Here is a 22,737-nt window from a genome sequence, read left to right as displayed (position 1 = left end):
TGACATGACCATGATCTTCGGAATCCCGATCCAGGCCTTTCTCGGCCAATTGCTGGTCGGCCTCATCAACGGCTCGTTCTATGCGATGCTGAGCCTTGGGCTCGCCATCATCTTCGGCCTGTTGCGGGTGATCAATTTCGCCCATGGCGCGCAGTACATGCTGGGTGCATTCATCGGCTACCTGCTTCTGGCGCATCTGGGCATCGGCTATTGGCCGGCGCTGATCCTCGTGCCCCTGCTGGTGGGGCTGAGCGGCATGGCGATCGAGAAGGTTGCCCTGTCCCGGCTTTACAATGTGGACCCGCTCTATGGCCTGCTCTTCACCTTCGGGCTGGCGCTCGTGCTGGAAGGCGCGTTCCGCTATTTCTATGGTGTATCGGGGCAATCCTATATGCCGCCATCACAGCTTTCCGGCGGCACCAATCTTGGCTTCATGTTCCTGCCGAATTATCGCGGCTGGGTGGTGGTGGCGTCGCTCATCATCTGCATCGGCACATGGCTTCTGATCGAAAAGACCAAGCTTGGCGCCTATCTGCGCGCGGCGACGGAAAACCCGACGCTGGTGCAGGCCTTCGGCGTGAACGTGCCGCTGCTTCTGACGTTGACCTATGGCATCGGCTCGGCACTTGCCGGCCTTGCCGGCATCATGGCCGCGCCCGTCTACCAGGTGAGCCCGCTGATGGGGTCGAACCTCATCATCGTGGTGTTTGCCGTTGTGGTGGTGGGCGGCATGGGGTCCATCCTCGGCGCCATCGTGACCGGCTATATGCTCGGTCTCGCCGAAGGGCTGACCAAGGTGTTTTATCCGGAAGCGTCCAACATCGTGATCTTCGTGATCATGGCGATCGTGCTCCTGGTGCGGCCCGCCGGACTGTTCGGGAAGGATGCGTGACATGGCTGAACTGACAAGTACCGGCATCGACCGGCAGACCCGTGCCCGCACCGAATGGCTTCTCGTGGGGCTGGGCATTGCGGCGCTGATCGCCGCACCGTTTTTCCTCTACCCCGTCTTCCTGATGAAGATGCTGTGCTTTGCGCTCTTTGCGGCGGCGTTCAACCTGCTGCTTGGTTATACGGGCCTGCTTTCCTTTGGCCATGCGGCCTTCTTCGGCGGAGCGGCCTATTTCACCGCCCATGCGGTGAAGGAATGGGGCTGGACGCCGGAATTCGGCGTGCTTCTCGGCGTGTTCGGCGCGGCGGTGCTGGGGCTGATCATCGGCTTTTTCGCCATCCGGCGGCAGGGCATCTACTTCGCCATGATCACGCTGGCGCTGGCGCAGATGTTCTACTTCTTCTGCGTGCAGGCTCCCTTCACCAAGGGGGAGGACGGCATTCAGGGCGTGCCGCGCGGTCACCTCTTCGGCTTCATCGATCTGAGCGTGCCACTCAACATGTATTTCTTCGTGCTGGGCGGCTTCCTGATCGGCGTCTTTGCCGTCTGGCGCATCGTGCATTCGCCTTTCGGCATGATCCTGAAATCGATCCGCGAGAACGAGAATCGCGCAATCTCGCTCGGCTACAGCGTTGCGCGCTACAAGCTTGCAGCCTTCGTCATGTCGGCGACGCTGGCGGGGCTGGCGGGCGCGATGAAGGCGCTGGTTTTCCAGTTCGCAACGCTGACGGACGTGACATGGCAGATGTCGGGCGAGGTGATCCTCATGACACTGCTCGGCGGCATCGGCACGATGCTTGGCCCCATTGTCGGCGCCGGGCTGGTCGTGACGCTGCAGAACTATCTTGCCACGTCGGAGTTCCCGGTAACGGTGATCACCGGCGCGATCTTCATGATCTGCGTGCTTCTGTTCCGGCGCGGCATTGTGGGCGAAATCCTCGCGCGGTTTTCGCGCGGGGAGAGCGATGCGCGCTGACGGTGATGACGGAGACATTCGACTATATCGTCGTCGGCGCGGGGACGGCCGGATGCCTTCTGGCCAACCGCCTGTCTGCCGATCCGAAGGTTTCGGTGCTGCTTCTGGAGGCGGGCGGTAAGGATAACTACGCCTGGGTGCATATCCCGGTTGGTTATCTCTACTGCATCTCCAACCCGCGCATCGACTGGTGCTTTACCACCGAAAGCGAGGCCGGGCTGGGCGGGCGTTCGCTGGCCTATCCGCGCGGCAAGGTGCTGGGTGGCTGCTCCTCCATCAACGGCATGATCTACATGCGCGGGCAGGCGCGCGATTACGACCGCTGGCGGCAGATGGGCTGCGCCGGCTGGGCCTGGGACGATGTGCTGCCCTTTTTCAAGAAACCCGAAGACTACTACCGGGGCGCGGACGACATGCATGGCGCCGGCGGCGAATGGCGCGTGGAAGAGGCGCGTGTGCGTTGGGACATTCTCGATGCCTTTCAGGATGCGGCTGAAGCGCTTGGTGTTCCAAAGGTCGACGATTTCAATCGCGGCGACAATGAAGGCTCGTCCTATTTCCGGGTGAACCAGCGCAGCGGCATACGCTGGAACGCCTCCAAAGCCTTCCTGAAGCCCGTGCGGCACCGGCAAAATCTCCGTGTTGAGACAGGCGCGCATGTGCGCCGGCTCATCGTGGAGGAGGGGCGCGTCACGGGGGTCGCCTATGAGCAGAACGGGGAGGTGCGTGACGCGCATTGCCGGGCTGAGGTCGTTCTGTCGGCCGGGGCCATTGGCTCGCCGCACATTCTCGAACTGTCGGGCATTGGGCGCGGGGAGGTGTTGCAGGCGGCGGACATTCCTGTGGTCTTCGAGCAGAATTCGGTGGGCGAAAACCTGCAGGACCATCTCCAACTGCGCTGCGCCTACAGGGTCTCGGGCATCCGCACGCTCAACGAACAGGCAAGCCGGCTGACCGGCAAGGCGGCGATTGCGCTGGAATATCTTCTGAAACGGTCGGGGCCCATGTCCATGGCGCCAAGCCAGCTTGGTCTTTTCACGCGCTCGGACGAAACGCGTGAAACGGCCAATCTGCAATATCACGTGCAGCCGCTTTCGCTCGACAAGTTCGGCGATCCGGTTCATCCCTTCCCGGCGTTCACGGCAAGCGTGTGCAATCTGCGGCCAGACAGCCGGGGCTCCGTGCATCTCACCTCGAAGGATTTTCGGAAGCAGCCGGCCATCCGACCCAATTACCTGTCGACTGAGAGCGACCGGCAGGTGGCCGCCGATGCAATCCGATTGACGCGCCGTATTGTTGCGCAGCCGGCCCTGCAGCGCTACAGGCCTGAAGAGTTCAAGCCGGGACCGGGCTACCAGAGCGAGGAAGAACTCGTTGAAGCGGCGGGCCAGATCGGCACCACGATCTTCCATCCCGTTGGCACCTGCCGGATGGGGGCGGATGAGGGAGCGGTTGTCGACCCGCGGCTTAGAATGCGTGGGCTGGATGGCCTGCGCATCGCCGATGCGTCGGTGATGCCCGCCATCGTTTCCGGCAACACCAACTCGCCGACGCTGATGATTGCGGAAAAGGCAGCGGCGATGATCCTTGAGGACGCGCGATAGGTCGGCCGCCATGGTCTTGCGGGGAGAATAGCTGTTGACTTCCTGAATTCTGACGATTATTGAAAATCATCAGGAATAGGATGATGAAACAGATTACGCGCACCCGCACCGATCCGGAGGAAACCCGCAGCCGCATTCTGGAAGTGGCCGAGAATTTCTTCCGCAGCATTGGCTATCAGAAGACCTCCGTTGCCGATATTGCGGCGGAAGTGGGTATGAGTCCGGCCAATGTCTACCGGTTTTTCCCTTCAAAAGGCGCGATCAACGAGTGCATCTGCGGGCGGATCGTCGAGGAAGTGGCGGCGATCGCCTTTTCCATAGCGCGGACCAATGCGCCGGCGCCGGAGAAGCTCTCGCGGCTTCTGACGTCGATACACGAGCACAACAAGGCGACGCTGATCAAGGAAAAGCGCACCCACGAGATGGTTGCGGCTGCGATGCAGGAAAACTGGTCGATCATCAAGGCGCATATCGAACGCATGACGACGATCCTCGAAGGCATCATCCGCGAGGGTGTCGAGGCAGGCGATTTCGATGTCGATGACCCGGCGGAGGCTTCACGCAGTGTGAAGCGGGCCTTCATGACCTTTATGCATCCGCAGATGATCGAGCACTGCATTCTGCATGGCGAGGACACGGAAGAGGGTCTTCGAGAGCAGATTCGCTTCATTCTGAAAGGGTTGGGCAAGACAGGCTGACGCCACGAAAGGCAGGGCGGCGCTGGTATGCGCGCGCTCGAATAGTGATAAATATTGAGAATCATCAGTTAACAACGTTTACAAGGTAGGGGCTCATGCCGCTGACGACACCGAAACGGATTGTTCTTCTGGGCGCGATGGCGCTTTCACTGGCCGCCTGCCAGGAAGAGGAGGTGGCCGAGCGTCCCGATCCCGTCGTGCGGGTGGCGACGGTGCGGCTTTCCCCGCTTGCGGAGACACGCACTTATACGGGCACCATCGTGCCGCGCACCGAAGTGGCTGAGGCGTTTCGCGTCGGTGGCAAGGTGGCTGAACGGCGTGTCGATGTGGGGGACGCGGTGAAGGCCGGAGAGGTTCTGGCGCGGCTCGACCCAATCGATCTCAACTTGCAGCTTGAGCAGCAGCGGGCAGCACTTACGGCAGCGCGGGCAAGCCTCGCCAAGGCTAAGACCGATCTCGAGCGGGCGCGCACACTGTTCAAGCGCGGGCACGTGACCCAGGCAGCGCTTGATGCACAAGCGCTGGCCGTCGACGAAACGCGGTCGCGCTTCGAGCAGGCCGAGCGCGCGGTCGCCCTTGCCGAAAACCAGATGGGCTATGCCGAACTCACGGCATCCGCCGACGGCGTGGTGAGTGCCGTGGGGGTGGAGGCGGGCCAGGTGGTTTCGCCCGGTCAGATGGTGGTGAGCGTGGCGCGGCTGGATGAAAAGGAGGTCGAGGTCTCGATCCCCGAAAGCCGCCTCGCTGATCTCGAAGGCTCCACCGCGGAGGTTTCGCTGTGGGCCGGTGACGGCCTTTACGCCGCAAAGGTGCGCGAGATCGCGCCGGAGGCCAACGGCACGAGCAGGACCTATCCGGTGCGCTTCTCCGTGCCGGAGGCGGATGCAAATGTCCGGCTCGGCATGACCGCCACCGTTTCGCTCACCAAAGGAGATCCGTCACCGGTCGCGCGCATACCGATGACGGCGGTTCTCGACGATGGCCGGGGCCCGGTCGTGTTCGTAGTCGATCCCCCCTCGCACGAACTCAAACGCCGCCCGGTCGTCGTCGAGGCCTATCAGTCGCGCAATGCGATTATCGCGGAGGGCCTTGAGGATGGCGACAGGATCGTCACGCTCGGTGTCCAGAAGCTGCAGGATGGCGAACGCGTCCGGCTCGCCGAAATCCAGTCTGCCAGCGCTGACTGACCGGAGGCCATGATGCAGCGTTTCAACCTTTCGCAGTGGGCCGTCACCCACCAGACACTCGTCCTGTTTCTAATCATCGTTCTTTCGCTGGGCGGCGCCTATTCCTATGCGCGGCTGGGCCGTGCAGAGGATCCGAGCTTTACGATCAAGGTCATGGTTGTGAATGCCATCTGGCCGGGCGCCACGGCCGAGGAGGTTCAGCGACAGGTCGCCGACCCGATCGAGAAGACGCTGCAGGAAGTGCCCTATTTCGACAAGGTGCGCACCTATTCCAAACCCGGCTCCACCTTCATGCAGGTGCAGCTGGAGGACACGACGCCGCCGGGCGAGGTGGCCGACATCTGGTATCAGATCCGCAAGCGCGTCGGCGACATCCGCGCCTCGCTGCCGCAGGGCGTGATCGGCCCCTTCTTCAACGACGAATTCGGCGATGTGGACAGCGCGCTCTACATGCTGACCGGCGACGGCGCGACGATGCGCGATTTGAAGGACGCGGCGGAAGACATCCGCCAGCGGCTTCTGCGCGTGCCGGACGTGGAGAAGGTGCGTTTTTACGGCGCTCAGGACGAGCGCATCTTTGTCGAGTTTTCCCATTCCAAGCTTGCCACTCTGGGCATCGACCCGCAGGTGATCTTCAATTCCATCGCGGCACAGAATGCGGTGACGCCCTCGGGCGAGATCGAGACGGCATCCGACCGGGTGTTTTTGCGCGTGGAAGGGGCACTGAAGGGCGTGGAGGCCGTGGCCTCGGTGCCTGTTGCTGTAAACGGCACCGTGTTCCGCCTTGGTGATATCGCGGATGTGCGGCGTGGCTATGAAGACCCGCCAAGCTTCACCGCGCGTCATGAGGGAGAGCAGGCACTCGCCATAGGCGTGGTCATGGCCGAAGGCGCTAACATTCTCACGCTGGGCGAAAATCTCGATCAGGCCATGGACGGGATCAAGGCCGATCTTCCGGTCGGTCTGGAACTCGACATGATCGCCAACCAGCCGGAAGTCGTGCAGGACTCCGTCGGCGAGTTCATCAAGGTTTTTCTGGAAGCGCTGGCTGTCGTTCTGGCGGTGAGCTTTCTGTCGCTCGGCTGGCGCACCGGCATCGTTGTCGCGCTGGCGGTGCCGCTGGTGCTCGCCATCGTGATGATCGTGCTCGACATTCTGGGCATGAGCCTGGAGCGCATCACGCTCGGCGCGCTCATCATCGCGCTTGGTCTTATGGTGGACGATGCGATCATCGCCGTCGAGATGATGGTGGTGAAGATGGAGCAGGGCTATGACCGGCTGAAGGCCGCGACCTTTGCCTGGACATCGACGGCCTTTCCCATGCTGACGGGGACGCTGGTAACGGCAGCGGGCTTTCTGCCGGTCGGCTTTGCGCAGTCGACGGCGGGCGAATATGCCGGCGGCATTTTCTGGGTGGTCGGCATTGCGCTGGTGGCGTCGTGGTTCGTGGCGGTGATCTTTACGCCCTATATCGGCGTCAAGCTCCTGCCCGATTTTCACAAGCACGGCGCTGCCGTGGCAGAGGGTGGCGATCATCACGATATCTACGACACGCGCCTCTACAATGCGCTTCGCCGGATCGTTGAGTGGTGTGTCTCCTGGCGCTGGGTGGTTATCGCAGCGGTGGTCGGGCTTTTTGCCGTCTCCATCTGGTCTTTCGGATTCGTCCAGCAACAGTTCTTCCCGACCTCGCCACGCCCCGAACTGATGGTGGAAATCCGTCTGCCGGAAGGCGCGCCGATCAAGGCCACCGAAGCCACTGCCCGTGCGATGGAAGAGGTGATTGCGGCTGACGAAGAGGTGCTGACCTATTCCACCTACACGGGTGCCGGCGCACCGCGCTGGTTCCTCGCTTCCAACCCCGAATTGCCGAAGCCGAATTACGCGATCATCGTGATGTACACGGAGGACGCGGCAGCGCGCGACCGGGTCAAGGAGCGGCTGCAGACCTATATCGCCGAGGGCGGCCTGCCTGAAGCGCGGGTGCGCGTCACGGAGCTGGTGTTCGGCCCGCCCGTGGGCTTTCCCGTTCAGTTCCGTGTCATTGGCCCGGACCCGCTGGAGGTGCGCCGCATCGCCTACGAGGTGCGTGATGTTATGGCGCAGAACCCCAATGCGCTTGATCCCAATCTGGACTGGAACGAACAGGCGAAATCCATCCGGCTCGAAGTCGATCAGGATCGTGCACGGGCGCTCGGCCTGACGCCGCAGGATATCGGCCGCACGCTGCAGACCCTGCTTTCAGGCCTGACGGTGACCTCTGTCCGCGACGGCATCGAGCAGGTGGATGTTGTGGCGCGCGCGGTGGAGAGCGAAAGGCTCGACATCGAGCATCTGGGCGACCTGACGATTGCCACGCGCGGCGGCGCGCCCGTGCCGCTGTCGCAGGTGGCCAGGGTGGTCTATGGCCATGAAGAACCGATCCTGTGGCGGCAAAACCGCGATATGCTGATCACGGTGCGCGCCGATGTGCCTGCAGGTGTGCAGCCGCCGGATGTTTCCTCGCAGATCCTGCCGACCCTTCAGCCGCTGATGGAGAACCTGCCTGTGGGCTATCGCATCGAAATGGGGGGCGCCATCGAGGAAAGCGCCAAGGCGAACGCTGCCCTGTTCGATGTGTTCCCGATCATGGTGCTGGCCATGCTTACCATCCTGATGATCCAGCTCCAGAGCTTCTCGCGGCTCGCCCTGGTTTTTGCCACCGCCCCGCTCGGTCTCATTGGCGCGGCGTTCGGGCTGTTGATCTTCAACCAGCCCTTCGGCTTCGTGGCTCTGCTCGGGCTGATCGCGCTTGCCGGCATGATCATGCGCAACACGGTGATCCTGGTCGATCAGATCAAGGCCGATCAGGAAGACGGGATGCCTGAATGGACCGCGATCATCGAGCGACAGTGCGCCGCACACGGCCTGTGGTTCTGACGGCACTGGCCGCCATCCTCGCCATGGTGCCGCTCTCGGGCAATGTGTTCTGGGGACCGATGGCCTTTGCCATCATGGGCGGTCTGACCGCCGCGACGGTGCTGACGATCCTGTTCGTGCCGGCGCTTTATGCCGCCTTCTACCGCGTCCGGCGGCCGGGCGCTGAGCAGGGAGCCGATGCCGGTATTGCAGTCCAGGACAACGAACAACTCGCGCTGCCACAGGCGGCCGAGTAAAGAGGGCGGCGGAATTCAATGCTCGCGTTCCGCCGCCTTTCTGTTTTCTGTCAAATTCGGATTGTCGCTCAGGCCTGCCAGGCAATCTCCGGCTTTTCGCGCCAGGCGAAGCGTGTGAGGTGATCGTCGATCACATTTTGAGCACGGGCAAGCTCCTCATCCGTTTTGGCGCTGCACTCGATGGTAAGCGCTGCCTCATCCGCACGCATGATGCAGTCACCGAACGGGAAATCCACCTTGCCCCGCGCGGCGTCGTAATCGACGCTGACCTTGTGGGCGAAATGCTTGCAAAGCTGCTGCAGATATTTCGAGGCGTGCTCCGTGGTCACGACGGCTTTGGATTGCAGCATGAGAAATGTCTCCGGGAAAAAACAATGCTGAAACTGTGTGGCAGATTGTCCATACAGATAAGTTGAACAACACAATCATATTTGCTAACCGACATGCTGACAAGGGCGTTGTCGGCTGGCCGGACCATGGGTCAGCAGATTTCTCCTTTTCATCCTTCCAGACATTTGGAGCATGTCGATGATCTCGAAATTCAACTTACTCGCCGGGCGTTTCCTGCTTCCGCCATCGCGCTTGCGGCGTTCCTGCCGGGTTATGCCAATGCCGGGGAGATCATTGTCAAACATGCACAGGGCGAAACCGTTTTGCCGGACACGCCGAAGAAGGTGCTGACATTCGATCTCGCCACGCTGGACACCCTTGATGCGCTGGGTGTCGAGGTTGCGGGCGTTCCCAGCGCTTTGATCCCGGCCTATCTCTCCAGATACGAAGGGGGCGACTACGCGAAGATCGGTTCGCTTTTCGAGCCCGATTTCGAGGCCGTGAATGCGGCAGGGCCTGACCTCATCATCGTGGCGGCTCGATCCGCAGCGCAGTATGAGGCGCTCTCAAAGATCGCGCCAACCATCGACCTGACCATTGATCCCGACAATTTTTTGCAGGGCGCTGAAGAGAATGCGCGCAAGCTGGGTGTGATCTTCGACAAAGAAGACGCTGCGGGTGCACTGATCGAAAAGCTCGACAAATCCGTTGCCGCGCTGCGCGAGACCGCAAAGGATGCCGGTAAGGGCCTCATCATTCTGACAAACGGCGGCAAGGTTTCGGCCTACGGTCCCGGCTCGCGGTTCGGCTGGCTGCATGACGATCTTGGCGTGCTGCCTGCCGTCGAGGATGTTGAGGCGGCCACTCACGGCGAGGCCGTTTCCTTCGAGTTCATCCTCAAGACCAACCCGGACTGGCTCTTTGTCGTCGACCGCGATTCGGCTGTTGGCAGCGACGGCCAGTCGGCCAGACAGACTCTCGACAACGAACTCGTCGCCGCCACCACGGCCGCCAGGGAAGGCAATATCTACTATGCCGATGCGGTCCGCTGGTATCTGGTCGGTGGCGGCATGACTGCCCTCCAGGCGGAAGTCGACGCGATCACCAAGGCAATGAACGCGGTCGACTGACAGGGCCATGCAAGCCGCCGCCAGCATGTCCGTCCGTTTTCGCCCCGTCGCCGGCCTGGTGCTGGCGGTCGGGTGCGTTGCTGTTCTGGCTGTCATCAGCCTTCTCATCGGCGTGGCCGACATGCCGCTGGGCGATCTCTTAAGCGGCGATGGCAGCGCGCAGGCCATTCAGCTTCTCCTTGTCAGCCGCATACCCCGCACGCTCGCACTGGTGCTCTCGGGCATGTCCATGGGGGTTGCTGCGCTCATCATGCAGATGCTGTTCCGCAACCGCTTCGTGGAGCCGACGACCACCGGCATGGTGGAAGCGGCAAGCCTTGGCCTGCTGGTGGTGGCACTGCTCGCGCCGGGCCTGCCCATTTTCTACAAGATGGTCGTCGCCTCGGGTTTCGCCCTCGCAGCGACCTTCATGTTCCTCCGTCTTGTCTCGAAAATTCCAGCCGGCTCCAGCCTGATTGTGCCGCTCCTCGGGCTGATGTTCGGGGGCGTGATCAACGCGGTAACAACCTTCTTCGCCTATCGCTATGATCTGCTTCAGTCGCTCGCCACATGGATCAACGGTGACTTTTCCGGTGTTCTGCGGGGACGCTACGAGTTGCTGTGGGTCGCAGGCGGTCTGGCCGTGCTGTCCTATCTGGCGGCGGATCGCTTCACGGTGGCCGGGCTCGGTCAGAGTTTCACCCGCAATCTTGGCCTGAACTACGGGCGCATTCTCGCCTTCGGTCTGGTTATCGTGTCCATGGTCTCGGCTTCGGCGGTGGTGACAGCTGGCACGGTGCCCTTTCTGGGGCTTATTGTTGCCAATGTCGTCAGCCTGACCGTGGGCGACAATCTGCGGCGCGCCCTCCCGTGGGTGGCGCTTTCGGGTGCGGGTTTTCTGCTCGCCTGCGATATTGTCGGGCGGGTGTTGCGTTTCCCCTATGAGATTCCGGTTGGCACGGTGGCGGGTGTCTTCGGTTCCGGCATCTTCCTCTATCTCCTCCTTCGGCGGCGGGCGCGCTTTGGCTAGGCAGGCTTCATGGCAAAGACCGCGCCTGGCGCTGGCCGTTCTCGCCCTTGGCGCAATCGCGGCGATGGCGGCCTTCATGACCGTGGGCGCGAGAGGCAACTGGGATTTCGTGCTGCCTTTTCGCGGGGGCAAACTGCTTGGCCTCGTTCTGGTCGCTTATGCGGTGGCGACCGCGACCGTGCTGTTCCAGACCGTTACGCAGAACCGGATTTTGACCCCTGCGGTGATGGGGTTCGATTCCCTCTATGTGGCGCTCCAGACCGCGCTGGTCTTCTTTCTCGGCACGCGGGACCTGGCGAATGTCGACATCCGTCTGCGCTTCGTCCTGGAGACGGTGCTCATGGTGGCCATGTCGATGGCGCTCTTTCACTGGCTGTTTCTCAGTCGCCAGCGCAGCCTGCATCTTGTGGTGCTTGCGGGGCTGGTGTTCGGTGTCTTCTTCCGCAGTCTCTCGCACATGATGCAGCGCATTCTCGATCCCAATGAGTTCATCGCTTTGCAGGACATGCTGTTTGCCAGCTTCAATGCGATCGACCGGCAGTTGCTGGCGGTCTCAACGGTGATTGTGCTGGTTACGGCCTGGGTAAGCCGTCGTCTGCTGGCAAAGCTGGATGTACTGATGCTGGGACGCGATGCGGCGATCAATCTCGGCATCGACTATCGGCGTGTGGTCATGATGCTCTTTGCCGTGATCGCGGTTCTTGTCTCCGTATCGACCGCTCTCGTCGGCCCCGTCACGTTCTTCGGCCTGCTGGTGGCCAGTCTTGCCTATCAGGCGGTGGGCACGGACCGGCATAAATACACGCTGCCGGCCGCGACGCTGGTCGCGGTCATAGCGCTGGTGGGTGGGCAGACCGTGATAGAGCGCGTGTTCGGCTTCGACACCGCGCTCAGTGTCATCATTGAATTTACCGGCGGCCTGGCCTTCATGCTGCTGCTTTACCGGAATCTGAAACGATGATCGAAATCCAGAATCTCACCAAGCGCTATGATGACGCAACGGTTGTCGACGACGTCAGTCTCGCCCTGCCGGAGAGCGGCATAACCGCGATCGTGGGCCCGAACGGTGCGGGCAAGTCGACGCTTCTGTCGATGGTGGCGCGGCTGATCCCGTCGACATCAGGCCGGGTGCTGGTCGACGGGCTCGACGTGCAGGAAACGCCGGGTGCGGTGCTTGCAAAGCGGCTGGCGATCCTGAAGCAGAACAACCAGGTCGGCATGCGGCTGACGGTGAGTGAACTGGTCGCCTTCGGCCGGTTTCCGCACTCGGGTGGCCGCCCGACCGTCGAGGACGAGCGGCACATCGACGAGGCGATCTCCTATCTCGGGCTGGATGATCTGCGGAACCGGTTTCTGGACGAGCTCTCGGGCGGACAGCGTCAGCGCGCCTTTGTCGCCATGGTTCTGGCGCAGGACACGAAATATGTGCTGCTCGACGAGCCGCTCAACAGCCTCGACATGAAACATGCAGCGGCGATGATGAAGCTCCTGCGGCGCACCGCCGACGACCTTGGTCGATCCATTACCGTGGTGATCCACGACATCAACTTCGCCTCCATCTATGCCGATCATGTGGTGGCGATGCGTGACGGACGCGTGATGCTGCAGGGCGGGGCGGGTGACCTGATGCAGGAAGCAGTGTTGCAGGACATCTACGATACGGTGGTGCAGGTGCGGGAAGTGGAAGGGCACAGGCTGGGCCTGCACTATCTCTAGGAACAGCCGCTATTTTCCATTGCCGCCGCGCACAGATTTGCGCCAGGACATGGGCGCGGTAAGGTGGATGATGCGGGAGCCATCGGCCGCGTCGCGATCGGAAAGCCAGTCGACTGCGGCGGCGCCAATCTCTTCAACCGGTTGCCGGAAGGTCGTTAGCTCGTAAGCATTCCAGCTGGCCTGCTCGATGTCGTCGAACCCGATGACCGAGAGGTCGTCCGGGATTGAGAGAGCAAAACGGTGTCGGGCAGCATCCATCACCCCGCATGCGAGGAGGTCGGTGGTGCAGAACACCGCGTCGGGCCGCTCCGCCCGCACCAGAAGCCGCTCCCCGAGAGCGAGGCCGCTTTCATAGCTGGTCGGGCCAAGCCGCTCGCACAGCACGGGGAGACCGCGCTTTTCGGCCTCGGCAAGAAAACTGTTCTCCCGATCGAGAAGACTTGGCGTGCCGGCCTGTGACGAGGCGAGCGCCAGGCGGCGACATCCCGCACGCAGAAACGAAGCCAGCGCCACCCGCGCCGCTTCCGCATCATTGAGCCGGATCTGCACCGAGCCGGTGTGTGCATCGTCACGGTTGATGAGAACGAGCCGTAACCCGTTCCGATGGCAGAGTTCGCTGATCGACCTTTCCGGCATGCCCGAAAGCACCACGGCAGCCTCGGCCCGGTAGCGGATCGCCTGTTGCAGCGCCACATCGACTGTCGAGTCGGAACGGTCGGTGTTGATGAGGATTGCCACGCGACCGGAGGCCTGTAGCCGTTCGGTCAGAACGCGGATCAGCTCGGAACGATAGGGAGTGGCCAGGTCAGCCCCGATCAGCGCGACGATGCCCGTCTTCTGGCTGGTGAGGCCACGGGCCAGGTGGTTGACCTGATACCCAAGTGCCTCCGCAGCTTCGAGAACCTTGCTGCGGGTTTCTTGCGAAACGCTCGCTCCGGGGGTGAACGTGCGGGAGACCGCTGCTCGTGAAACACCGGCGCGTGCGGCCACGTCCTTTGCGCTGACAGAGATCTTGCGTCCCGGCACTTTCGCTCCTGAATGCGGGCCCCGAATGCGGGCTTTGACAGAGTGGATTATAACCCGGCTCCATGGAAGGAAAATAGAACATTCGTTTCAAAATATAATTTCAAGTGAAATTTTTATGACGAACACATTGACAGCGAGGGAAAGCCGGATGAACATTGCACACGTGTGCAAAAAAGATCGATAGGCACCAAGGAGGGTTTAATGAGGAAAAACTATCTGGCCACGGCTGCGCTTGCTGCCGGTTCGGTTCTGGCGTCGCAGGCCGTGGCGAATGCGGCTGAACTAAACCTTATCTGCTCGGCAGATGTGGTGATCTGCGAACTGCTCGTCGAAACGTTCGAAGCCCAGCACGACATCGACGTTTCCATGGTGCGGCTGTCGTCCGGCGAGGCCTATGCAAAGGTTCGCGCGGAAGCGCGCAATCCGAAGACGGATATCTGGTGGGGAGGCACCGGCGATCCACATCTTCAGGCGGCGGCCGACGGGCTGACCATGTCATATAAGTCGCCGATGCTGGATGAGCTTCTGCCATGGGCGGTCAAGCAGGCCGAAAGTGCCGATTACAAGACCGTTGGCGTTTACTCCGGCGCGCTTGGCTGGGGCTACAACAAGGAGGTGTTGGCCGGGAAGGGCATCGAGCCGCCGAAATGCTGGGCGGATCTGCTGAACCCGGCGCTGAAGGGCGAAATTCAGGTGGCGAACCCGAACTCTTCGGGAACGGCTTACACGGCGCTGGCGACGCTTGTGCAGCTCATGGGTGAAGACGAGGCGTTCGAGTTCCTCAAGAAGATGAACGACAATGTCTCGCAATACACCAAGTCGGGTTCCGCGCCGGTGAAGGCTGCTGCCCGCGGTGAGACCGGGATCGGCATCGTCTTCATGCATGATGCGGTTTCGCAGGCGGTCGAAGGTTTCCCGGTCGGCGTTGTCGCGCCCTGTGAAGGCACGGGCTACGAGATCGGCTCCATGTCGATTGTCGAGCGTGCCCGCAACGTCGAAGAAGCCAAGACCTGGTATGACTGGGTGCTGAAGCCGGATGTGCAGTCGCTCCTGAAGGAAGCGAAGTCGTTCCAGATTCCGTCAAATGCTTCGGCTGAGGTGCCCGAAGAGGCGCCGAGCCTCGACGAGGTGAAGCTGATCGACTACGACTTCACCACCTATGGCAGCTCGGAAAAGCGGAAGGCGCTGCTTGAACGCTGGGATCGTGAGGTTGGCGCCATCGCCAACTGATCTCGCGTTCCGGAGCCTCGGGTTCCATTGGGGCGGAACCCGAGGCGCTTCTCACGCACAGGACTGCACATGATGACGCGCGAAAACCGTCGGCTCGACCTAACGTTCGGGCTCGGCCTTGCCGCAATTTGCCTTCTGCCCTGGTACAGGGTTGAAGGCGGGTTCTTCGCCCTTGAATGGGTGGCGGAGATGGCAGGCGAACCGGATCTCTATCCCGGACTTCTGCAGCTCTTTCTGGGCCGCTTCTGGCTCTTGATCGCCTTCGCCCTGTTCGCGGCAGCGATAGCCACACGGTTTACAATGCCCGCCGGAACTGCGCGCGGAGCGCGACTCGCTCTCATCGGAGCAATCGGGGTCGGCTTCATGGCCCTGCAGGGGCTTGCCATCACTTTCTGGGGGTGGGCCTGGGGCATCGGCGATGCACTGTTCGGCCCGCTGGACCCCGGCCAGCCGGCCTTTGGCGCGGGCGCGGTCATTCTCTCACTGGGCTTTCTGGCCTTCATCGCCTACGGGCTGGCCGAACGCGGAGCATGAAGGGCGACGCCTTCACGGTCGGCTCCATCATCCTTCTGATCGCGCTCGTGGGCGTCTTCGTCTTCTACCCCATCATTTCGATGTTCGCCGGCTCCTTTCAGGACTTCGACGGCTCCTTCAATCCCGACGGCTTCATTCGCAACATTCAGGATCCGGCCATCTGGAGCCTCGACTGCGTGATCGGCGGGGCGCGGTGCGGCGTGGCCTGGCGGACGCTCTTTCTGGCCGTGATGACGGCAAGCGCCTCGACGCTGCTTGGTCTCGCCTTCGCGCTGGTGGCAACGCGAACGGGCTTTCCGGCAAAGAAGGGTCTCAGGCTTCTCACGGTTCTGCCCATCATCACGCCGCCTTTCGTTATCGGTCTTGCGCTGACCATGATGCTTGGCCGCTCCGGGCTCGTGACCGGATGGATCGAGGCGCTGACGGGGATCGAGCTCGGGCGCTGGCTTTATGGCCTGACCGGCATCTGGATCGCTCAGGTGCTTTCCTTCACGCCCATCTCCTTCCTCGTTCTCATCGGTGTGGTGGAAGGCGTGAGCCCCTCCATGGAGGAGGCCTCGCAGACATTGCGGGCGGGGCGCTGGCGCACCTTCCGCAAGGTCTCTCTGCCGCTGATGGCACCGGGGCTGGCCAATGCCTTCCTGATCGGCTTCATCGAAAGCATGGCGGATTTCGGCAATCCGCTGGTGCTTGGCGGAAGCCACGGGGTTCTGTCGACCGAGATATTCTTTGCCGTGGTCGGTGCGCAGACCGATCCGTCGCGCGCGGCAGTGCTCGCGATCATCCTTCTGACATTCACGCTTTCCGCCTTCATGTTGCAGCGGGTCTGGCTCGCAGGGCGCAATTTCGCAACAGTGACGGGCAAGGGGGATTCGGGAAAACACGCGGCGTTGCCCGGTCCACTCGTCGCCCTGCTTTATGCAATCGTGGTGCCGTGGATCATCTTCACGCTTGCGGTCTACGGCATGATCATCTTTGGCGGCTTCGTCACCACCTGGGGCCTCGATCACACGCTGACGCTGGAGCATTATGCGCGCGGCTTCTCGGTCGAATGGCGCGAGGGTGCGCTGGCATGGACCGGCGTTGCCTGGGACAGTTTCTGGACCACGATGGAAATCGCGCTCATCGCGGCGCCGCTGACGGCGGCGGTGGGGCTTTTGACGGCCTATCTCATCGTGCGGCAGAATTTCTTTGGCCGGAACGCCTTCGAGTTCGCGCTGATGATGAGCTTCGCCATCCCCGGCACCGTCATCGGCATCAGCTACATCATGGCTTTCAACCTGCCGCCCATCGAAATGACAGGCACGGCGTTGATCCTGATTGCCTGCTTCGTGTTCCGCAACATGCCGGTGGGCGTGCGCGGCGGCGTGGCGGCGATGAGCCAGCTCGACAAGAGCCTCGACGAGGCTTCGATCACACTGGGCGCAGGGAGCCCGCGCACAATTCGACGGGTGATCCTGCCGCTTCTACGCCCTGCGATCATGGCGGCACTGGTCTATTCCTTCGTGCGGGCCATCACCTCGATCAGCGCCGTCATCTTCCTGGTTAGCGCGAAGTACAACATGGCAACGGCCTATATCGTGGGGCTGGTGGAGAACGGCGAATACGGCATCGCCATCGCTTATTCCTCGGTTCTCATCCTTGTCATGATCACCGTGATAGGCGGGTTCCAGCTTCTGGTTGGCGAACGCCGGCTAAGGCGGGAAAACGCAGTCAGTCGCCCGGCTGCGAAGAAACGCGCCCAATCCAGTCTGGAGGCAAAGGCATGAGCAATTCGCAACGCGGTTCCGTCCGTTTTCGCAATGTGCGCAAGGATTTCGGTTCGTTCACGGCGATCCACGATCTCGATCTGGAGATCGAACCGGGCACGCTTGTGACGCTGCTGGGCCCCTCGGGCTGCGGCAAGACCACCACATTGCGCATGCTGGCCGGGCTGGAGACGCCAAGTGCGGGCACCATCGAAATCGGTGGGCATGATGTCACGCGCCTGCCGGCCAATGAGCGCGATGTCGCCATGGTGTTTCAGTCCTATGCGCTGTTCCCGCATATGAGCGTGCTCGACAATGTGGCCTACGGGCTGGAGGCGGGCGGCCAGTCGAAGGCCGAGGCGCGGGAGAACGCGCATGCGGGCCTGGCGCTGGTGGGGCTCGAAGGATATGGCGCGCGCCTGCCGGCGGAGCTTTCCGGCGGGCAGCAGCAGCGCGTCGCCGTTGCCCGCGCGCTGGTGCTGGAACCGCAGGTGCTTTTGCTCGATGAGCCCTTGTCAAATCTCGACGCGAGGCTGCGCCGCCGTGTGCGCACCGAAATCCGCGAGCTGCAGCAGCGGCTCGGATTCACTGCCGTTTATGTGACGCATGATCAGGAAGAAGCTTTGGCCGTTTCCGACCGGATTGTGGTTATGGAGAGCGGGCTGGTTGCACAGGAAGGTCCGCCGCGCGAACTCTATGAGGAGCCTGCCTCCGAGTTCATTGCCGACTTCATGGGCGAGGCCAATGTGCTTGCCTGCGAGGTGCTGAACATTGCGGAGGGCAGCGCGACGGTTCAGGTGGGCGGCCTGCAGCACACGCTGCCGACGCGCAAAGCGGCACGCCCCGGGCCGGCAAAACTGGCCGTTCGGGCAAACGCCATCCGCCTTGAAGCGGGCGGGAATGCAAGCCTTCCCGGCCGCATCCAGAGCTCGGCCTATCTCGGCGACCATGTCGAATATGAGGTGGAACTCGATACCGGAACGATCTTCGTCGTCGACAATGCGACGACCGACCCGCTGCCGCCGGCGACCGATGTTTCCATCGGCTTCCGCGATCGCGGCATAGCCTTGATAACCGCATGACAATGACCATTCAGGAGAACCGCGTGTCCCTTTCCGATCCCGACCTTGCCGAACGGCTGGGTTTTGCCGAAACCATGGCCAAGGCTGCGGGGGCAGCCGCCCTCGACTATTTCACACGGCGCGATGAACTGGTCATCGAGACCAAGCGCAATCCGCAGGATCTGGTTTCCGAGGCCGACAAGAAGGTCGAAGAACTGATCCGGGCCGAGATCGCAAAGCATTTTGGCTCGGACGGCGTACTTGGCGAGGAATACGGGCTGACCGAAGGCACGAGCGGTCTGACCTGGGTGATCGATCCGATTGACGGCACCAGTGCCTTTCTGAACGGCATGCCGAACTGGTGTGTTTCCGTGGGTGCCGCGATTGATGGCGAGCCGGTGCTCGGTGTCATTGTCGCGCCCTGCTTCGACGAGTGTTACAGCGCCCGCCGTGGCGGTGGGGCAACGCTGAACGGAAAGCCGATCCGTGTTGCGGACCAGCTCAATCTTCGCAACGGCGTGGTGGGGCTTGGCTCCAATGATCGCGTCGAACCTGCCGCCGCCGCGCGCATCGTCGAAAGCCTTTTCAGGATCGGCGGAACGTTCATACGCAACGGTTCGGGCGCGCTGATGCTAGCCTATGTGGCGGCGGGCCGGCTGGTCGGCTATGCGGAGCCGAGCATGAACGCCTGGGACTGCATGGCCGGCTATTGCCTTGTCAGCGAGGCCGGCGGCACGGTTCTGCCATTCCCGCGCGATGGCTTCCACGCACCGGCGCGTGTGCTTGCAGCCACCGGCGGCAGCTATGCCGAACTGGAGCAGATTTCCGCCATAGCGCCGTCCTGAGAAAACCTACCAGCCGGCAAAGCGCTCCAGCAATTGGGGGTCCACCTTGCCGGCTTCCACATCGCTCAGGGCTTGATCGAGAATGGCGATCCCGCGCAGGGCCTCCTCCTCGCTCATTGTCAGGGGCGGGGTGAATTCCAGAACGTTGGAATTGAGGCCCACATAGTAGATGACGAGGCCGAGCTGGAAGGCGCGGTAGACGGTGAGCGCCGTCTGCTCGATGGCGGGCGTGCGGGCTTCGCGGTCGCTGACAAGCTCGACGCCGATGGCAAGCCCATGGCCGCGCACATTGCCAATGAGGGGGTGTTTTTCCTGCAAAGCGCGCAGGGCGGAAAGCATCGTGTCGCCGACCTTTGCGGCGTTGGCGACCAGATTTTCGCGCTCGATGGTTTCCAGCACGGCGAGGCCCGCCGACGCGCAGACCGGATTGCCATGCAGGGTCTGGAAGGAAAAGGTCGAGGCGTGGTTCATGATGGCCTCGGGGCCGACGACCGCCGATATGGGGAGGCCTCCGCCAAGCCCCTTGCCGAACACGACGATGTCTGGCTCGATGCCGCTGTGCTCGAACGCGTGGAGGCGTCCGGTGCGCGCAAGCCCCACCTTCACCTCGTCGCAGACAAGCAGAATGCCATGCCTGCGGCAGAGCGCTTCGACTTCCTTGAAATAGCCCGGTGGTGGCACAAGCATTCCGCCATCCGACTGGATCGGCTCGATGAAGAAGGCCGCCACTTCTTCTGGCGGTACGGTGTTTGCGAAAAGCTCTTCGATATGGGCGAGCGCTGCGTTGGAGGCTTCCTCCGGGCTGCCCGAAGCATAGGAATCCGGATAGGGGACGAGGCTGAGGCCGGAGGCCTTGTCGATGCCGCCCTGTGCGGGGTGGCCGGAAATCGCCACCGACCCGACCGTACCGCCATGATAGCCCCCCTTGAAGGAGATGATGCGCGGGCGGCCGGTTGCCGCAACCACGGCGCGGGCAACGGTTTCGTTTGCGTCCGAACCCGAGTGGCCGAACCAGACGCGGCCTGCGGCGCTCTCCGGCGCCAGCGAGAGCAGCTTTTCGGCAAGGAGGACGCTGGGCTCGTTGGCGGTGGAGAGGTAGCTGGCCCCTGCCTGATCGGTCAGCGCCTGGTTGACGGCCTCGGCGAGGGCAGGGTGCCCGTGGCCGAGGCTGGCCGCCCCCCAGGAGGCGGCGAAATCGAGAAGGTCGCGTCCATCATCGCCGCGCAGCATCGAGCCCGTGCCGCCCGTCACCGCCTGCGGGAAAAAGCGCAGATGTGCGAGCGTGGAAACGCTGCGGCTTTCGCGTTCGTAGAGACCGGTCATGCTGGTTCTCCCCCCTGGACGGTTGATCAGTAGACGGCTTCGTAGCGGGCGCAGCGTTCCGCCTCGCTGAGATCGGCGGTCTGGGCGAGCTCGCCGCGCTTGTGTTTCAGGTAGACGTCGAGCGCCTCCGCACCGATCCACTCGGCCACGCGCGGGTTCTGTCCGAGGCGATCCAGCGCTTCACCGAGCGACTGGGGCAGACGTACCAAGCCGCGCTCAGAAAGCGTTGCTGCCGGCAGTTCGGAGAGGTCTTCCTCGGTTACCTGCGGTGCGGCAAGGCCTTCTTCAATGCCCTGTGCACCGGCGTGGGCAAGCGCTGCCAGAACCAGATAGGGGGAGGCCGTTGCATCGGCTGCCCGATACTCGAAATTATACTGTTTTGCCGCACTTTCAGCACTGGCGCTCGTCACCGGACAGATGCGCACGGCGGCCTCGCGGTCGTGATAGCCCAGATTGTTGAAGGCCGCACTCCAGCGATGCGGCGTGAGCCGTGTGTAGGAGATGGCGGACGGTGCTGTCAGCGCGACGATGCTGTCCATATATTTGAGAATGCCAGCGATGAAGGAGCCGGTTTTTTCAGCCATGCCCCATGGCGCATCCGGGTCGTAGGTGGCGGGTGCGCCGTTTTCATCCACGAAGCTCATATGCACATGGACGCCATTGCCGACGCCGGCGGGATCGCGGATGGGCACGAAGGTAACGGGCTCGCCCATGCGCTCGCCGACAAGCTTTGTGACCGCGCGCACCTTGACGGCGGTGTCCGCGGCGGTGACGCCGAGATCGGGCCCGTTGGTGACCTCGAACTGGTCGGAGCCATACTCCTTCAGGAAAGTGTCCGGCTTCACACCGGCCACTTCAAGCGCGGCCATGACCGTTTCGCCGAACGCCCGGTGTTTTCCAAAACTCGCAAGGCCGAAGGCCTCACCGGGCCCCTGCGAGGGATTGCGGGACTGAAATTCGTGCTCGAAGGCGGCAACGAGGCGCAGTCCCGAGATATCTTCGAGCCGCTTCAGCGCGGTTTTCAAAATGGAGCGTGTGCAGCAGCTCCACGGATCGCCATCGAGATGGAGGATATCGCCGAGCACGAAGCGCTCGACCGGGCCGTCATCTTCGAGATCGAGCGTGACGGCCGTGTCGGCATCCGGCACGAGGATCAGGTCGCCAAAGGAGCCGAACGGGCTCTCGGCAATCGTGTCGAAACAGGTGATCTGCACATTGGTGGGTGTCCAGCCGACGCCCTGGCGGAAGCGCTTTTCCATTTCCTTCAACGGAAAGGCCTTGCCGCGCGTCACGCCGGAAAAGTCCGAAGTGGCGGCAAACATCAAGGGATTACTGATCATCGTCGCGTGCTCCATGATCGAAGCGGAGCGAGTCCCAGGCTTCGATGCGTTTGCGGGTTTTGTCCCAGTTGGTTTCGGCAATGCGGGTCAGCATCGCTCCATCAGCACCATGGCGCCGGAATAGCTGTCCCAGACGGTGCCGCTTTCGATGGGGGTGGCGAAGACCTCATTGGCGTGGTTGGCGGCGGGCGACATCCACTTGTCGGTCAGGACAACGATCTGGACGCCGCTCTGCGCCCTGGCGCGCCGGGCAAGCTCGGCCAGATTGCGCTGATAGCGGCGGTAATCCACCATGAACAGCACGTCTTTCGAGCGCATGCGCAGCATGTATTCGGGCCAAATTTCCGGGTCCGCCGGCAGGTGGAAGACGCCGCTGCGCACCTGGCGCAAATGGCGCGAAACATAGAGCGCGATGGCATCGCTGATGCGACCGCCGATCAGATAGACATTGCGCTTTTCATCGCCCAGAAGATCGCAGACGCGCTCGAACTGCGCACTTGTGATGGCGGAAGCGGAGGCCGAAATGAGATTGAGGGCGCGGGAGACGAAATCCTCCAGATAGTCGCCCTGAATGGGACGATCGCCCACATGCAGGTCGAGCGGAGAGCGGTTCGACTGGCGGATTTCGTCGATCAGATGACGCTGGAAATCCTGATAACCCTGAAAGCCGAGCTTGGTGACGAAACGCGAGATGGACGGCGATGAGGTGCCGGTCTTCTTCGCGAGGTCCTGGATCGTGTCGAGGCCTGCATAGGGATAATCGAGCAGCAGCGCGGTGCACAGCTTCCTTTCGGTCGCCGTGAGCTCGCTCGACAGGTTCTCCAGCCTTTGTCTGACTTGCATCGAATTCCCCTCCCAACGAAACAGACGATTTTGAAAATCATAAGTCAATATGAAAATTTATGGTTGACTATGAAAAAATAATATCAAAGC

17 protein-coding genes and 2 pseudogenes are annotated in these 22,737 nt (G+C 62.2%); 14 read left to right on the top strand and 5 right to left on the bottom strand.

Going from position 1 to position 22,737, the window contains the following annotated elements; translation table 11 throughout:
* Positions 1-4 precede the first annotated feature (4 nt).
* From JCM21793_RS04330 to JCM21793_RS24085, 6 genes and pseudogenes are all read left to right on the top strand, one after another.
* Positions 5-892, top strand: coding sequence for a branched-chain amino acid ABC transporter permease (locus JCM21793_RS04330; protein ID WP_007006880.1), 888 nt, complete (start codon positions 5-7; stop codon positions 890-892).
* Positions 885-1,868, top strand: coding sequence for a branched-chain amino acid ABC transporter permease (locus tag JCM21793_RS04325; RefSeq protein WP_370671622.1), 984 nt, complete (start codon positions 885-887; stop codon positions 1,866-1,868). Before JCM21793_RS04330 ends, JCM21793_RS04325 begins: the two co-directional genes overlap by 8 nt.
* 5 nt (positions 1,869-1,873) lie before the next feature.
* Positions 1,874-3,472: a GMC family oxidoreductase gene (locus tag JCM21793_RS04320; RefSeq protein WP_025029571.1), complete on the top strand. Its 1,599-nt coding sequence runs from the start codon at positions 1,874-1,876 to the stop codon at positions 3,470-3,472.
* Between the two features lie 83 nt (positions 3,473-3,555).
* The gene (locus tag JCM21793_RS04315) at positions 3,556-4,170 is read left to right on the top strand and encodes a TetR/AcrR family transcriptional regulator (RefSeq protein ID WP_025029570.1); all 615 of its coding nucleotides are present in this window, start codon (positions 3,556-3,558) and stop codon (positions 4,168-4,170) included.
* A gap of 95 nt (positions 4,171-4,265) precedes the next feature.
* On the top strand, positions 4,266-5,357 hold the full coding sequence (locus JCM21793_RS04310; RefSeq protein WP_025029569.1) for an efflux RND transporter periplasmic adaptor subunit: 1,092 nt from the start codon (positions 4,266-4,268) through the stop codon (positions 5,355-5,357).
* A 12-nt stretch (positions 5,358-5,369) separates the two neighbouring features.
* Positions 5,370-8,512, top strand: a pseudogene (locus JCM21793_RS24085) (efflux RND transporter permease subunit).
* Between the two features lie 68 nt (positions 8,513-8,580).
* Here JCM21793_RS24085 and JCM21793_RS04300 read toward each other — a convergent pair.
* On the bottom strand, positions 8,581-8,862 hold the full coding sequence (locus JCM21793_RS04300) for a DUF2218 domain-containing protein (protein WP_007006888.1): 282 nt from the start codon (positions 8,860-8,862) through the stop codon (positions 8,581-8,583).
* A 126-nt stretch (positions 8,863-8,988) separates the two neighbouring features.
* Between JCM21793_RS04300 and JCM21793_RS04295 the strand changes: the two genes are divergently transcribed.
* From JCM21793_RS04295 to JCM21793_RS04280, 4 genes are all read left to right on the top strand, one after another.
* Entirely contained in the window at positions 8,989-9,972 is a 984-nt protein-coding gene (locus JCM21793_RS04295) for a siderophore ABC transporter substrate-binding protein (protein ID WP_081784628.1), read from the top strand.
* A 25-nt stretch (positions 9,973-9,997) separates the two neighbouring features.
* Positions 9,998-10,981 carry an ABC transporter permease gene (locus JCM21793_RS04290; RefSeq protein ID WP_036539597.1) on the top strand — a complete coding sequence of 328 codons (984 nt, stop codon included), beginning with the start codon at positions 9,998-10,000 and terminating at the stop codon, positions 10,979-10,981.
* Positions 10,982-11,045: 64 nt separating this feature from the next.
* Complete coding sequence (locus JCM21793_RS04285) at positions 11,046-11,942, top strand: iron chelate uptake ABC transporter family permease subunit (protein ID WP_244439658.1); 897 nt, start codon at positions 11,046-11,048, stop codon at positions 11,940-11,942.
* Positions 11,939-12,697 carry an iron ABC transporter ATP-binding protein gene (locus tag JCM21793_RS04280; protein ID WP_007006892.1) on the top strand — a complete coding sequence of 253 codons (759 nt, stop codon included), beginning with the start codon at positions 11,939-11,941 and terminating at the stop codon, positions 12,695-12,697. Before JCM21793_RS04285 ends, JCM21793_RS04280 begins: the two co-directional genes overlap by 4 nt.
* Before the next feature lie 9 nt (positions 12,698-12,706).
* Here the strand turns inward: JCM21793_RS04280 and JCM21793_RS04275 are convergent, their stop codons facing one another.
* Positions 12,707-13,723 (bottom strand): LacI family DNA-binding transcriptional regulator, encoded by a 1,017-nt coding sequence (locus JCM21793_RS04275; RefSeq protein WP_025029565.1) that lies wholly within the window; start codon positions 13,721-13,723, stop codon positions 12,707-12,709.
* A 201-nt stretch (positions 13,724-13,924) separates the two neighbouring features.
* Here JCM21793_RS04275 and JCM21793_RS04270 point away from each other — a divergent pair, with 201 nt between their 5' ends.
* From JCM21793_RS04270 to JCM21793_RS04255, 4 genes and pseudogenes are all read left to right on the top strand, one after another.
* Positions 13,925-14,953 carry an ABC transporter substrate-binding protein gene (locus JCM21793_RS04270; RefSeq protein ID WP_007006894.1) on the top strand — a complete coding sequence of 343 codons (1,029 nt, stop codon included), beginning with the start codon at positions 13,925-13,927 and terminating at the stop codon, positions 14,951-14,953.
* A 72-nt stretch (positions 14,954-15,025) separates the two neighbouring features.
* Positions 15,026-17,256 (top strand): annotated as a pseudogene (locus tag JCM21793_RS24080) (ABC transporter permease).
* The gene (locus JCM21793_RS04260) at positions 17,253-18,317 is read left to right on the top strand and encodes an ABC transporter ATP-binding protein (protein WP_025029564.1); all 1,065 of its coding nucleotides are present in this window, start codon (positions 17,253-17,255) and stop codon (positions 18,315-18,317) included. Before JCM21793_RS24080 ends, JCM21793_RS04260 begins: the two are co-directional and overlap by 4 nt.
* Positions 18,314-19,141, top strand: coding sequence for an inositol monophosphatase family protein (locus JCM21793_RS04255; RefSeq protein ID WP_036539590.1), 828 nt, complete (start codon positions 18,314-18,316; stop codon positions 19,139-19,141). Before JCM21793_RS04260 ends, JCM21793_RS04255 begins: the two co-directional genes overlap by 4 nt.
* A gap of 6 nt (positions 19,142-19,147) precedes the next feature.
* Here JCM21793_RS04255 and JCM21793_RS04250 read toward each other — a convergent pair whose 3' ends face one another.
* The 3 genes from JCM21793_RS04250 to JCM21793_RS24075 form a co-directional block, all read right to left on the bottom strand.
* Entirely contained in the window at positions 19,148-20,464 is a 1,317-nt protein-coding gene (locus JCM21793_RS04250; protein WP_025029562.1) for an aspartate aminotransferase family protein, read from the bottom strand.
* A gap of 26 nt (positions 20,465-20,490) precedes the next feature.
* Positions 20,491-21,804 carry a glutamine synthetase family protein gene (locus JCM21793_RS04245; RefSeq protein ID WP_244439657.1) on the bottom strand — a complete coding sequence of 438 codons (1,314 nt, stop codon included), beginning with the start codon at positions 21,802-21,804 and terminating at the stop codon, positions 20,491-20,493.
* An 87-nt stretch (positions 21,805-21,891) separates the two neighbouring features.
* Entirely contained in the window at positions 21,892-22,647 is a 756-nt protein-coding gene (locus JCM21793_RS24075; RefSeq protein WP_202901397.1) for a MurR/RpiR family transcriptional regulator, read from the bottom strand.
* Positions 22,648-22,737: the final 90 nt, after the last annotated feature.

It is taken from the genome of Nitratireductor aquibiodomus NL21 = JCM 21793 (genome assembly GCF_000615975.1).
Taxonomy (GTDB): domain Bacteria; phylum Pseudomonadota; class Alphaproteobacteria; order Rhizobiales; family Rhizobiaceae; genus Nitratireductor; species Nitratireductor aquibiodomus.
This window is presented reverse-complemented; position numbering and strand designations above follow the sequence as displayed.